Source organism: Vibrio sp. SG41-7 (assembly GCF_014164465.1).
In the GTDB taxonomy this organism is placed as follows: domain Bacteria; phylum Pseudomonadota; class Gammaproteobacteria; order Enterobacterales; family Vibrionaceae; genus Vibrio; species Vibrio splendidus.
In genome coordinates, this window is sequence record NZ_JACJFF010000030.1 from 16799 (window position 1) to 30009 (window position 13211).

Here is a 13211-nt window from a genome sequence, read left to right on the forward strand (position 1 = left end):
CATGGCCGCGTATATATTTCGGCGTTTACTGTTGGTGATCCCCACGCTGTGGGCGATCATCACCATCAACTTTTTCATCATCCAGATTGCTCCTGGAGGCCCGGTAGAGCAAGCCGTTGCTCAACTAGAAGGGCACAACTCTGGCATCATGGAGCGCTTTTCTGGTGGTGGACAAGAAGTTGATTTAAGCGAAAGTGACCAAGCGTCTGCCAGTGGCTATAAAGGCTCTCGCGGGCTTGACCCTGAAGTGGTTGAAGAGATCAAAAAGCAGTTTGGTTTTGATAAACCGATTCACGTTCGTTACTTCGATATGTTGAAAAATTATGCGACCTTTAACTTTGGTGAAAGCCTGTTTAAGGGTGGTAACGTTATTGATCTCATCATCGAGCGGCTGCCCGTCTCCATTTCTTTAGGGTTGTGGAGTACGTTAATCATCTATGTGATTTCGATACCCTTGGGCATCATGAAGGCGATACATCACGGCTCTCGTTTTGATATTTGGTCGAGTGCGGTGGTGATTGTCGGTTATGCGGTGCCGGGCTTCTTGTTTGCGATCATTCTGATTATTTTATTCGCGAGTGGTAACTACTTCAGTTGGTTCCCATTACGTGGGCTAGTGTCGAGTAACTTCGACCAACTCAATTGGTATCAGCAAATTGGCGACTATTTCTGGCACTTAGCTTTGCCTATTTTTGCGATGGTCATCGGCGGCTTTGCCACACTGAGCATGCTGACCAAAAACTCCTTCCTTGATGAGATCAATAAGCAATATGTGGTGACCGCGCGAGCAAAAGGTTTGGACGAGAGCAGTATTCTCTACAAGCACGTTTTTCGTAATGCCATGTTGATTATTATTGCGGGTTTCCCAAGCGCGTTTATTAGTATTTTCTTCACGGGTTCTATGTTGATCGAAGTGATGTTTTCACTCGAAGGCATCGGTCTGCTTGGCTTTGAGTCGACCATTCAGCGAGATTATCCCGTGGTGTTCAGCTCTCTCTATATCATGACCTTGCTCGGCTTGGTGCTGAGCATTATCTCCGACCTGACGTATACCTGGGTTGATCCTCGAATTGATTTTGAAGCGCGTTAATGGCGAATGAATAAAAAGGTATTGATAATAAATGTTTAACAACCCTTTAGCTGAAGCTCGTTGGTTACGTTTTAAAGCAAATAAGCGTGGTTTTATCTCCCTTTGGATATTTACCATCTTGTTTGGCTTGAGCCTGTTCGCTGAGATCATTGCCAACGATAAACCACTCTTGGTTTCTTATGATAATCAGTGGTTTGTACCTGTTATCAATGAGCACGCCGAGACAGAGTTTGGCGGCGAGTTTGAAACCGAAGCCGACTACAAAGATCCGTATGTTATCGAACTCATTGAAGACAACGGTTACATCGTGTGGCCAATCATTCCTTTTAGCTACGATACGATAAACTTCGATATTTCAGGCGCGGTGCCATCGGAGCCAGATTCAGTGAACTGGCTAGGAACCGATGATAAAGGGCGCGATGTGCTAGCTCGCATCATTTATGGGTTCCGTATTTCCGTTCTATTTGGTTTTATTCTGACGATTGTATCGAGCGTGGTCGGCGTCGTAGTCGGGGCGACACAAGGTTACTACGGTGGTTGGGTCGACTTGTTTGGGCAGCGCTTCATTGAAGTTTGGTCTGGTATGCCGACCCTGTTCTTGCTGATCATTCTATCGAGTTTTATTGAGCCGAACTTCTGGTGGCTGCTCGGAATAATGGTGCTCTTCAGTTGGATGAGTTTGGTGGGGATTGTTCGAGCTGAATTCCTACGCTGTCGAAACTTTGATTATGTAAGAGCCGCGCAAGCCATGGGTGTTGATGACAAACGCATTATGCTTCGTCACATGTTACCCAACGCGATGGTGGCGTCGTTAACCATGATGCCGTTTATCCTTTCAGGCTCGGTCACCACATTAACGTCGTTAGATTTCTTAGGCTTTGGTTTGCCTGCGGGTTCACCTTCATTGGGTGAGCTGTTGGCGCAAGGTAAAGCTAACTTGCAAGCGCCCTGGCTTGGTATTTCTGCTTTCGTCGTACTTTCTCTGATGTTGACGTTACTTGTCTTCGTTGGTGAAGCGGTGCGTGATGCTTTCGACCCACATCAACAGAAGTAAGGATAGGTTATGACTTCAAATACAGTTCCTACTTCAGGGTTAACAGCAGAGGCTGCTAATGAATCTCCAGTTCTGACCATTGATAAATTGTCGGTAGGGTTTGGGCGTAAAGACTCGATAGAACAAGTGACGCAAGATGTCTCTTTAGAAATATACAAAGGTGAGACATTAGCGCTGGTGGGCGAGAGTGGTTCAGGCAAATCGGTTACGGCTAATTCAGTACTGAAACTACTGCCTAAAGGCTCGTCACACTACTTGAATGGTAAGATCAATTTCTCTGGTACCGACATTCTGAGTTGTTCTGAAAGGCAATTGCGAGGGATTCGTGGTGGCCGCATTGGTATGATCTTCCAAGAGCCTATGGTGTCGTTGAACCCACTTCATCGAGTCGGAAAACAGCTGGTTGAAACCCTCGCGATTCACCGTGGTATGCGAACCAACAAAGCGCAAGCCTTGGCGATAGAGTGGCTTTCAAAGGTGGGTATTCGTTACCCAGAGCAGAAGATATCAGCGTACCCGCATGAGTTATCTGGTGGAGAGCGTCAGCGTGTGATGATTGCGATGGCACTGATCAACGAACCAGAGCTACTTATCGCTGATGAGCCGACAACCGCATTGGATGTGTCGGTACAAGCGCAGATCCTCGACCTGCTTAAGGAGCTGCAACAAGAGCTGGGTATGGCGATGCTTTTCATCACCCATGATTTGAGTATCGTTCGTAAAATTGCCGACAGAGTGGCGGTAATGAAAGATGGCCGCTTAGTTGAAAGCAATGACTGTAAAACACTCTTTAATGCACCATCTCATCCTTATACTCAAAAACTTATTAATTCCGATCCAAAAGGTTTGCCTGTTCCTGTATCTCCGGAAAGTAAACCTTTGCTCAATGTTGACCAGCTGCGTGTTTGGTTCCCGATTACAGGCGGTTTGTTCAAGCGGACTATTTCGCATGTTAAAGCTGTAACCGACATGGAGTTCAGCTTGAAGAAGGGGCACTCAATAGGCCTAGTTGGAGAGAGCGGTTCTGGTAAATCAACAACCGGTATGGCGATATTGAAGTTGGTGGAGAGTGAAGGTTCAATAACTTACGCAGATGAACAAATCCAAGGCTTAAACCGCCAACAGATGTTACCGTTTCGAAGCCGTATGCAAGTGGTCTTTCAAGACCCATTCTCAGCGTTGAACCCAAGAATGTCAGTGGCTCAGGTGATTGGTGAGGGTTTGTTAGTGCATCAACAATTAGACGACACTGAACTCGATCAACGCATCTGTGATGTAATGAAAGAGGTCGACTTAGACCCAGAAACTCGTCACCGTTACCCAAATGAATTTTCTGGCGGACAAAGGCAGCGTATTGCGATTGCTCGTGCTTTGATTTTAAAGCCAGAGTTTATCTTGCTAGACGAACCGACATCGTCATTAGACAGAACCGTCCAAGCTCAAGTACTGGATTTGTTGAAGTCACTTCAAGAAAAGTATGGCCTGACCTATTTGTTTATCAGCCATGATCTGAGTGTCGTGAAATCCTTGTGTCATTACACCATTGTGATGAAAGCAGGCGAGGTAATAGAGAAGGGTGACACTGAGACTTTGTTTGGTAATCCGCAGCATGAATACACCAAGCAACTTGTGAGTCTTTCCAATGTTGGTGGGACGTTATAACGAAGGTGTCAGCACTAAAACAAATAATGACCTGATCAATTCAACATGGTCATTTTGTTGTTTTAAGATTACACTGCGCCCAATATTCCAGAAGTACATATTTAGGTAGAGGTCACCATGGACCAAGAACATTACGAAGACGCTGATTACGAAGGCCAAGAGCTGGGCGAAGAAGGCGAAGAGATTGAAATTGAAGCAATTGGTATTGATGTTTCATCACAGCCAATCGAGCTCTACAAAGTGTTTAAAATTGCTAACCTAGTGAGTGGTGGCGGTGAAGCTAAGCACATCATCTCTGAAGGCTACGTAGCGGTAAATGGTGAGCTGGAAACGCGCAAGCGTCGTAAAATGTACGATGGCGACTTCTTTGAATTCAACCAAGAATACTATGTAGTGGTGTGTGATCAGCCAGTACAAGAAGAGTCAGAAAAGCCGAAAAAGAAAGAAGCGCCTAAAAAAGATAACAAGGCGAAGAAAGGTCAGTCTAAAAAGGATTCTAAGAAGAAAGAATCTAAGAAAAGCAAAGCAAAAATGCTAAGCGCAACGGCTGAACCAAAGAAAGAGAAAAAAGAGAAGAAGAAAGAAAACAAACCGAAAAAGAAAGCGGATACGCCAAAGCCAACACGTGACGACAAAAGCGGCCGTAACTCGATTGAATTCTTCTAAAGTTATTACTTTGAAACGTAAGCACCGTTAGACCCAGGTTTTACGTTAAACAGATATCAAAAGGCTCACTATTTAGTGAGCCTTTTTTGTAGGTGTAAATTAGGTCCTGACCTAATTTTGTTTTTGATGAGCCACAAACTCTACAAACTTATCCCTAAGTGGGTTTTCACTCTCTCCATTCCATATCAACCCGACTGGCCAAGTGGCGTGTTCACCTTGTAATGCAATGAATTCCACATCGGTGTTACTAATGTACTGCGCGCTGTTTGGCACAATAGTGAAACCGATATTGGCCGAAACTAACGCCAGCAGGGTAAGAATGTCGTCGGCTTCTTTTGTCTTTGATAAGTCGATTTTATTGGAAAGACAATATTGCTGAATCTGTCTGTCTAGTCCGGGGCCGCGATGTTGGGCAAGCTTTAGATAAGGCCATTTCGATAACTCAGAGACGACGAGATTTTTGCTTGGCGCTTGCTTGAGAAGATCTTTGTGTATCGCAATCACAAGCGAATCATTGAACAGTGTTAGGCTTTCTAAATCCGATGATTCTGGTATCCGATTGAAGCTGATATCGAGATCATGGCTCAACAACTCATCCGTCTGCTGCTTAGAAGGTGTGTCATTTAAGGTGATGTGAACGTCTGGATATTGCTGTTTATAAGCCGCAATCAACTTGGGCGCTTCATGATAAGTGGAAACACCAAACCCAATGTTCAAATGCCCCTGAGTTCCGTTCACCACAGAGCCTGACAGTTGTTCAAACGCCTGCATAGAATGAACCAAACGTTGGGCTTCTGCCAGTAATGTTTTTCCTGCGTGCGTCAGCTCTGCGCCATTCCTGCCACGAGAAAACAGAGACGCCCCAATGTTGGACTCAAGTCGTTGAATCTTTTTGGTGAGTGCTGATTGGGTGATGTAGAGCTGCTCTGACGCCAAGCGATAATTGCCCGATTTAGCTAACTGACAAAATGCCTTCAGTAGATTAAATTCCATTCCAAATGCTCATTGAATTGAGAATATGTTTCATTATATGGAATTGAATTGATTTTTTATACTAAGTTCATACCAATCAGATAAAGCAAAGCTTGAGGACGAATCATGAAGAAAGACATCAAAGTAGCGTCGGTTCAATTTAACCACCACGCAGGTGATAAGGCGTACAACTTATCGGTCATAGAGGAATATGTTCAAAAGGCTGCGGACAGTGGCGTGGAGATCATCAGTTTCCCAGAGATGTGCATCACTGGCTACTGGCATGTGTCTGCTTTGTCTCGCGATGAAATTGAAGTGCTAGCGGAACCTGTACCGAGCGGTGAATCCACTCAAAAGTTAGTTTCACTGGCAACGCAATTTGGCATGAGTGTTGGCGCAGGCTTGATAGAGCAGGGTGTGGATGGCGAGTTATACAACACTTATGTGTTCGCGATGCCAAATGGAGAAGTTCAGAGACACCGTAAACTGCATACCTTCGTTAGCCCTCACATGAGCAGTGGCGATCAATATACGGTGTTCGATACGCCGCATGGCTGCAAAGTCGGTATCTTGATTTGTTGGGATAACAACTTGGTCGAAAATGTCAGGATCACTGCTTTGAAAGGCGCCGATATATTGATTGCGCCACACCAAACGGGCGGTTGTCATTCACGAAGCCCGAACGCGATGAAGCGAATTGATCCTGAGTTATGGTTTAACCGAGATGAAAACCCAGATGCGATTCGTGCTGAAATGCAGGGCAAGAATGGCCGCGAGTGGTTAATGCGTTGGTTGCCAGCAAGAGCGCACGACAATGGTATGTTTGTGGTGTTCAGTAATGGTGTCGGCGTTGATATGGATGAAGTCAGAACAGGCAATGCGATGATCCTAAGTCCTTATGGGGAAATCATCACTGAGACCGATAGTGTTGATAACGATATGGTGATTGCAGAGCTAAAAGCAGAAGAGTTAGATATGTGTACTGGTAGACGCTGGATTCGTGGTCGTAAGCCTGAGCTTTATCATTCACTGACGCAGCCGCTAGGTCATGAACTTGATCCGCACCAAGCGCGTTTTACAGAGAAGTAATGTTGTAAGCGCGGGAGAAAAAGGATGTATTAGTAGCGGTTAGAAGGGTGGGGAAGTTGAAAGAGAAGTGAGGGTTTCTGATGTAGTCTACCCACTTAAACTGTTTTTAAGTGGGTAGACTATTTACACATCAAGTACTAAGCATCAAGCATCAAGCATCAAGCATCTAAGTTATATTCTCAGTGTCGAGTGCGAGAAGACGTCAGTTCTGATGCGCGAAGCTGAGCAACGGCTTTTGCTAGTTCAAGCTGAGCTTGTGCAAAGTTGATGTCTACATTGCCCTTATTGATATTTTCTAGAGCTGCATATTTCGCTTCTTCTGCGCGAGCGCGGTCAATATCTTGGCCGTGCAGGGCAGTATCGGCTAACACCGTTACCACATCCGGCTGAACTTCTAGCATCCCGCCAGAAACATAAAGCACTTGCCCCTCTGATTTAGGGTCTGTGACAAACACTGTCACGCCTGGCTTTATTTTACTGAGAAGCGGGGAGTGACCGGGGCGGATCCCCAGCTCACCATCAGCGCCAGAAACGGCTAGGGCATACGCTGGACCTGAAAACAGCGTACCTTCCGCACTTACAATATTAAGTTGAAATGTATTATCTGTAATTCCGATAGCCATGGTGCACCTGCCTCTTAGAGTGATTTTGCTTTGTTAAGCACTTCGTCGATAGAACCACAGTACAAGAATGCTTGCTCTGGGATATCATCGTATTCGCCGCCTAGCAAGCCTTTAAAGCCTCTCAGTGTTTCGCTTAGCGGTACAAATACACCTTTCTGACCAGTAAACACTTCTGCTACGTGATAAGGCTGAGTTAAGAAACGTTCAATCTTACGAGCGCGAGATACTGTCTGCTTATCTTCAGTCGATAGCTCATCCATACCAAGAATCGCGATGATGTCTTTGAGTTCTTTATAGCGTTGCAGCGTTGTTTGTACTTTTTGTGCAATGTCGTAGTGCTCTTGGCCAACCACAAGAGGATCCAATTGGCGAGATGTTGAATCCAATGGGTCGATTGCAGGGTAGAGGCCTAATGCAGCGATATTACGAGACAGTACAACGGTTGCATCCAAGTGAGCAAAGGTTGTTGCTGGCGATGGGTCGGTCAAGTCATCCGCAGGTACGTATACCGCTTGAATAGACGTGATCGAACCTTGTCTAGTCGAAGTGATACGCTCTTGAAGCACACCCATCTCTTCAGCCAGTGTTGGTTGGTAACCTACTGCTGAAGGCATACGACCTAACAGTGCTGACACCTCAGTCCCCGCAAGCGTGTAACGGTAGATGTTATCAATGAACAACAGTACGTCACGACCTTCATCACGGAAGCGCTCAGCCATAGTCAGGCCTGTAAGTGCAACACGTAGACGGTTTCCCGGTGGCTCGTTCATTTGGCCATAAACCATGGCTACTTTGTCTAGAACACCTGCTTCTTTCATCTCGTAGTAGAAGTCGTTACCCTCACGAGTACGTTCACCAACACCGGTAAATACAGAGAGACCTGAGTGGGCTTTGGCGATGTTGTTGATAAGCTCCATCATGTTGACGGTTTTACCTACGCCAGCACCACCGAACAGACCGATTTTACCACCCTTAGCGAACGGACAGATAAGGTCGATAACCTTAACGCCGGTCTCAAGAAGCTCAGTGCTGTTTGCTTGTTCTTCATAAGAGGGGGCTTCACGGTGAATTTCGTAGCTTTCTTTTTGACCGATTTCACCGCATTCATCGATGGGCTGACCGAGAACGTTCATGATACGGCCTAAAGTTTCTACGCCCACAGGAACGGTGATTGGAGAACCGGTGTTTTCAACAGTTAGGCCGCGGCGCAAGACATCTGACGTACCCATTGCAATACAACGAACGATACTGCCACCCAGTTGTTGCTGAACTTCCAATACGAGAGAGCTTGCTTCCTCGCTAGTCACTTTCAATGCATCATAAACGCGTGGGCTGTTGCCGCCGCTGAACTCGACGTCTACCACCGCGCCGATAACTTTAACTATTTTTCCAACACTCATCTCTAAATCCTCAAATTCTATTCTTAACCCACTCTTGTCTGCCCTTAGACAGCTTGAGCACCTGAGACTATTTCACTCAGCTCTTGGGTAATGGCAGCCTGTCGCGCTTTGTTGTATACCAACTGCAAATCATCGATGAGTTGGCCTGCGTTATCGGTCGCCGCTTTCATGGCCACCATCCGGGCTGCTTGCTCACAGGCAATGCTCTCTACGATGCCTTGATACACTTGTGATTCAATGTATCGATGTAACAGCTCAGAGAGGATGTCTCTTGGTGCTTGTTCATAGATGTAGTCCCAACGACGTGCTTTTTTCGCGCCTCCATCGGCCTCAGAATCTGAAGGGTGGGGCAGCAACTGCAAGGTCGTTGGTTCTTGAACCATGGTGTTGATGAACTGGTTATACACGAGATACAAACTGTCGATTTTTTCGTCGTCGTAATGCCCTAGCATCGCGTTAACCGTACCTAAAATGTCTTCTAATTTAGGCGCGTCACCAAGGCCTGACGTTTGCGCGATAACATTGCCGCTGCGTTGGAAGAACGAGATAGCCTTAGATCCCACTAAGGTCGTTTCTACTTCAACGCCTTTGGTACGCCACATCTCCATTTCTTCTAACACTTTCTTGAACAAATTCGAGTTCAAGCCACCACATAAGCCTCGATCGGACGAAATAATGATGTAAGCAACGCGTTTTGGTTCACGCTGTTGAAGGTAGGGGTGCTGGTATTCCAGCGACCCTGATGCGACATGAGAGATAACTTTACGCATGTTCTCGGCATATGGACGTGTTAGCGTCATATTGTCTTGAACTTTACGCATCTTACTTGCCGCAACCATCTCCATTGCACTGGTGATTTTCTGAGTGTTACTAACACTGCCTATCTTGGTGCGAATTTCTTTAGTATTTGCCATTATCTGCTCCTAATTTGTTTTGATTTCCAGCCAACAAACCGGAGCGTTTACCAAGCTTTCAACGCTACAAAGTCACCGAGAAGCTTTGCAAGAGCGCCATCAATTTCATCGTTGTAGTCACCGTTAGCGTTAATGGTGTCGAACAATTCTGGGTTTTGACCTTTTGCGTAAGCAATTAACTCTTCTTCAAAACGTGCAACTTTGTGCAACTCTACGTCAGCCAAATAGCCTTTTTCTGCTGCGTAGATAACCGTTGCTTGCTCAGCGACAGACATCGGCGAGTATTGTTTTTGTTTCATCAGTTCGGTTACACGTTCACCATGATCAAGCTGCTTGCGCGTCATGTCGTCTAGGTCAGAAGAGAACTGAGCAAATGCGGCTAACTCACGGTATTGAGCTAACGATGTACGAATACCACCAGATAGTTTCTTGATGATCTTGCACTGCGCTGCACCACCCACACGAGATACCGAGATACCTGGGTCAACAGCAGGACGTAGGCCTGAGTTAAACAGTTGGGTTTGAAGGAAAACCTGACCATCAGTAATTGAGATTACGTTGGTTGGTACAAACGCCGATACGTCACCCGCTTGAGTTTCAATGATCGGAAGCGCGGTTAATGAACCTGTTTGGCCTTTCACTTCACCATTTGTGAACTTCTCAACGTATTCCGCATTTACTCGTGCCGCACGTTCTAGTAGGCGTGAGTGGAGGTAGAATACGTCGCCAGGGAAGGCTTCACGACCCGGTGGGCGTTTAAGTAGCAATGAGATTTGACGGTAAGCGACGGCTTGTTTTGATAGGTCATCATAGATAATAAGTGCATCTTCACCGCGGTCACGGAAGTATTCACCCATGGTGCAACCCGCATAAGGAGCAAGGTATTGAAGAGCGGCTGATTCTGATGCTGATGCAACAACAACGATGGTGTTTTTAAGCGCATCGTGGTCTTCCAGTTTACGAACAACGTTTGCGATAGTGGAGGCTTTCTGGCCAATAGCCACATACACACATTTGATGCCAGAATCTTTCTGATTGATGATCGCATCGATAGCTAATGCTGTTTTACCCGTCTGACGGTCACCGATGATAAGTTCACGTTGACCACGGCCGATAGGCACCATGGTATCAACGGCTTTATAACCGGTTTGAATTGGCTGATCGACGGACTTACGCTCGATTACGCCGGGTGCAATTACTTCTACAGGGTCGAGTCGGTCACAACTCACTGGGCCTTTGCCATCGATTGGTTCGCCTAATGTGTTCACGACACGGCCAAGAAGCCCGTTACCGACTGGTACTTCCAAGATACGACCTGTCCCTTTCACTTTCATACCTTCAGATAGGTCAGTGTAGGGGCCCATAACTACGGCACCGACTGAGTGCGTGTCAAGGTTAAGAGCAAGAGCGTATTTGCCACCTGGAAGCTCGATCATCTCACCCTGCATGACATCCGCAAGGCCATTAATAGTAATGATGCCATCACGAACCGAGACTATGGTGCCTTCGTTGCGAGCTTCGGTGCTCACATTAAATTTCGAGATGCGATCTTTGATTAGATCGCTGATTTCATTTGAATTTAATTGCATAATTGTTACCTATCTCGCGTGAAGTTGATGGGCTAATCGGTTAATTGATGTGTTCAAAGAACCATCGATGACGGTTTCACCCGCCTTGATTACGATCCCGCCAACCAGCGAGTCATCAATAACCTGTTCCATTTCAACCTGACGCTCTAATTTCTTCTCAAGTGCAGCAGTGAGTGATGTAACTTGATCTTGTGTAAGCAATTCTGAACTGGTGACAGTGACAGGGATTACACGTTCATGTTCGTCCTTTAGGTCGCTGAACAAGTTAAACAAGTCTCTGATCACTGCAAGGCGGCCATTCTCAGCCAAGACTTTAATGAGATTAATGACGTGGTCATCAACGAGTCCTTGGCAAACGTGAATGATGAGATTGACCAGTTCTTCAGATTGCTGTGTGTGAACACCTTCTGCTGATGAAATCTGTTTAGCGATCGTTTCTTCTTCCGCTACCGTCACAAGAATGGACAGCATTGAGTGCCACTCTTGTAACTTGTTTTCACCTAAAGCAAAGTCGAACGATGCTTTAGCGTAGGGATGAGCAATATTGGTGTAATCTGACATATTGCCTCCGTTTAGAGTTCGCTTATCATTTGATCAACTAACGCTCGGTTCGTTTCAGAATCTAGGTTTTTGCTAATCAATTTCTGTGCACTTTGAATAACAGCATCTGCCATATCCGCCTGAAGTTCACGGCGTAACTTTTGACGTTCGCCTTCTAGCTCAGCTCTACCTTGTTCTAAGATGCGTGCCTTTTCTTGCTCACCTTCTTGGTGAGCTAAGGTGATGATTTCGTTGCGGCGTTTTTTGCCTTGCTCAATCAGTTCGGTCACATTTTTTTTCGCATCTGCGACGAGTTGTGCGCCATTTGATTTTGCTAGTTCTAGCTCTTTCGCTGCATTCTCTGAGTGGCGTAAACCATCAGCGATTTCTTTTTGGCGCTCGTCTAACATCGCGGTGAGAGGGGGCCATACATATTTCATGCATAGCCAAACAAAAATCACGAATGAGATTGCTTGACCAAACATGCTGGCATTTAAGTTCATACCTTCCTCACTAAATCTTGATTATTTACAAATCGATCTTTTCAAAGCTTTTAATTAAGCCACGGCAAAGATGATGTATAGACCGATACCAACACCGATCATCGGTACAGCATCCACAAGGCCCATCATGATGAAGAATTGAGTACGAAGCATTGGAGTAAGGTCTGGTTGACGAGCAACACCTTCAAGATATTTACCCGCTAAGTTACCAATACCAGATGCTGCACCTGCTGCACCTAAACCGATCAGTAATGCACCTGCTACATATAAAACTGCGCTTACGATATCCATTTGTATCTCCGATAAATAATGTGTTAGTTAATTTTTTAGTTATTAATTAGTGGTGTTCTTCTGTTGCCATTGCTAAGTAAACAACGGTCAGTACCATAAATATAAATGCTTGTAAGAATACGATTAATATGTGGAATAAGGCCCATGGAACACTTAGTGCCCATTGCATCCACCAAGGCATTAGTGCGATAAGGATGAATATCATCTCGCCTGCATACATATTTCCGAATAATCGTAAGCCTAGTGATATTGGCTTTGAAATTAATGTTATTAATTCAAGAACAAAGTTAACAGGATATAAAAGAGGGTTATCAAATGGCTGAGTAGTTAGCTCTTTGATAAAGCCTTTCAAACCTTTATTTTTAAACGTATAAGTTAACAATAAAATAAACACACCGAGTGCCATCGACATTGGGATATTTACATCCGCTGTCGGTAGGTCTCTAAAGTGTTCTAAACCCATTACACGAGTTAACCCTGGTATTAAATCTATAGGCAATAGGTCGACTGCATTCATTAACAACACCCAAACAAAAGTGGTTAATGCCAGTGGCCCTATTAATTTATCCTCCGCTTGAAAAATCTCTTTGACTAGGTTGTTAACGAAATCAAAGATAAGCTCGATAAAACATTGAAAACGACCTGGAACACCGCTAGTGCCCTTGGTCACTACATATCGAAAAGCTCCAATAAACAGTAAACCCGTGATCCAAGATACCAACATTGAGTCAATGTTGAACGCCCAGAAACCATCACCTGTAGTTAAGAAGGTTAAGTGATGCTCTATGTATTCGTGAGCGGTAGTGACTTGATCCATA

The 13211-nt window shown here is 45.3% G+C and carries 14 protein-coding genes; 5 read left to right on the forward strand and 9 right to left on the reverse strand.

Annotation, left to right across the window (positions count from 1 at the left end; all coding sequences use genetic code 11):
• Position 1 precedes the first annotated feature (1 nt).
• The 4 genes from H5300_RS10530 (at position 2) to H5300_RS10545 (ending at position 4472) form a co-directional block, all read left to right on the forward strand.
• Positions 2-1090, forward strand: a complete 1089-nt coding sequence (locus H5300_RS10530) for a microcin C ABC transporter permease YejB (RefSeq protein WP_004730359.1) — start codon at positions 2-4, stop codon at positions 1088-1090.
• A gap of 31 nt (positions 1091-1121) precedes the next feature.
• Complete coding sequence (locus tag H5300_RS10535; protein WP_182795947.1) at positions 1122-2144, forward strand: ABC transporter permease; 1023 nt, start codon at positions 1122-1124, stop codon at positions 2142-2144.
• Between the two features lie 9 nt (positions 2145-2153).
• Positions 2154-3806, forward strand: coding sequence for a microcin C ABC transporter ATP-binding protein YejF (gene yejF, locus H5300_RS10540; RefSeq protein ID WP_182795948.1), 1653 nt, complete (start codon positions 2154-2156; stop codon positions 3804-3806).
• A 117-nt stretch (positions 3807-3923) separates the two neighbouring features.
• Positions 3924-4472, forward strand: a complete 549-nt coding sequence (locus H5300_RS10545; RefSeq protein ID WP_182795949.1) for an RNA-binding S4 domain-containing protein — start codon at positions 3924-3926, stop codon at positions 4470-4472.
• A 111-nt stretch (positions 4473-4583) separates the two neighbouring features.
• Here H5300_RS10545 and H5300_RS10550 read toward each other — a convergent pair whose 3' ends face one another.
• Positions 4584-5465 (reverse strand): LysR family transcriptional regulator, encoded by an 882-nt coding sequence (locus H5300_RS10550; RefSeq protein ID WP_182795950.1) that lies wholly within the window; start codon positions 5463-5465, stop codon positions 4584-4586.
• 105 nt (positions 5466-5570) lie between these two features.
• Between H5300_RS10550 and H5300_RS10555 the strand changes: the two genes are divergently transcribed.
• Positions 5571-6533 carry a nitrilase family protein gene (locus H5300_RS10555; protein WP_182795951.1) on the forward strand — a complete coding sequence of 321 codons (963 nt, stop codon included), beginning with the start codon at positions 5571-5573 and terminating at the stop codon, positions 6531-6533.
• 179 nt (positions 6534-6712) lie between these two features.
• On the opposite strand, the gene H5300_RS10560 is transcribed toward H5300_RS10555, so the two are convergent.
• From H5300_RS10560 to atpB, 8 genes are read right to left on the reverse strand one after another with little or no spacing between them, the layout of a single operon-like run.
• Positions 6713-7156, reverse strand: coding sequence for a F0F1 ATP synthase subunit epsilon (locus tag H5300_RS10560; protein ID WP_004730391.1), 444 nt, complete (start codon positions 7154-7156; stop codon positions 6713-6715).
• 14 nt (positions 7157-7170) lie between these two features.
• Positions 7171-8556 (reverse strand): F0F1 ATP synthase subunit beta, encoded by a 1386-nt coding sequence (gene atpD / locus H5300_RS10565; RefSeq protein WP_182795952.1) that lies wholly within the window; start codon positions 8554-8556, stop codon positions 7171-7173.
• 44 nt (positions 8557-8600) lie between these two features.
• Complete coding sequence (atpG, locus tag H5300_RS10570) at positions 8601-9470, reverse strand: F0F1 ATP synthase subunit gamma (protein WP_017082383.1); 870 nt, start codon at positions 9468-9470, stop codon at positions 8601-8603.
• A gap of 47 nt (positions 9471-9517) precedes the next feature.
• Positions 9518-11059 carry a F0F1 ATP synthase subunit alpha gene (gene atpA / locus H5300_RS10575; protein WP_012600780.1) on the reverse strand — a complete coding sequence of 514 codons (1542 nt, stop codon included), beginning with the start codon at positions 11057-11059 and terminating at the stop codon, positions 9518-9520.
• 9 nt (positions 11060-11068) lie between these two features.
• The gene (locus H5300_RS10580; protein ID WP_009844933.1) at positions 11069-11620 is read right to left on the reverse strand and encodes a F0F1 ATP synthase subunit delta; all 552 of its coding nucleotides are present in this window, start codon (positions 11618-11620) and stop codon (positions 11069-11071) included.
• Positions 11621-11631: 11 nt separating this feature from the next.
• Positions 11632-12102 carry a F0F1 ATP synthase subunit B gene (locus H5300_RS10585; RefSeq protein WP_004730401.1) on the reverse strand — a complete coding sequence of 157 codons (471 nt, stop codon included), beginning with the start codon at positions 12100-12102 and terminating at the stop codon, positions 11632-11634.
• 54 nt (positions 12103-12156) lie between these two features.
• Positions 12157-12393 (reverse strand): F0F1 ATP synthase subunit C, encoded by a 237-nt coding sequence (gene atpE, locus H5300_RS10590; protein ID WP_004730405.1) that lies wholly within the window; start codon positions 12391-12393, stop codon positions 12157-12159.
• A 46-nt stretch (positions 12394-12439) separates the two neighbouring features.
• A complete protein-coding gene (atpB, locus tag H5300_RS10595) occupies positions 12440-13210 on the reverse strand; it encodes a F0F1 ATP synthase subunit A (RefSeq protein ID WP_017082381.1) in 771 nt (256 codons plus the stop codon).
• Position 13211: the final 1 nt, after the last annotated feature.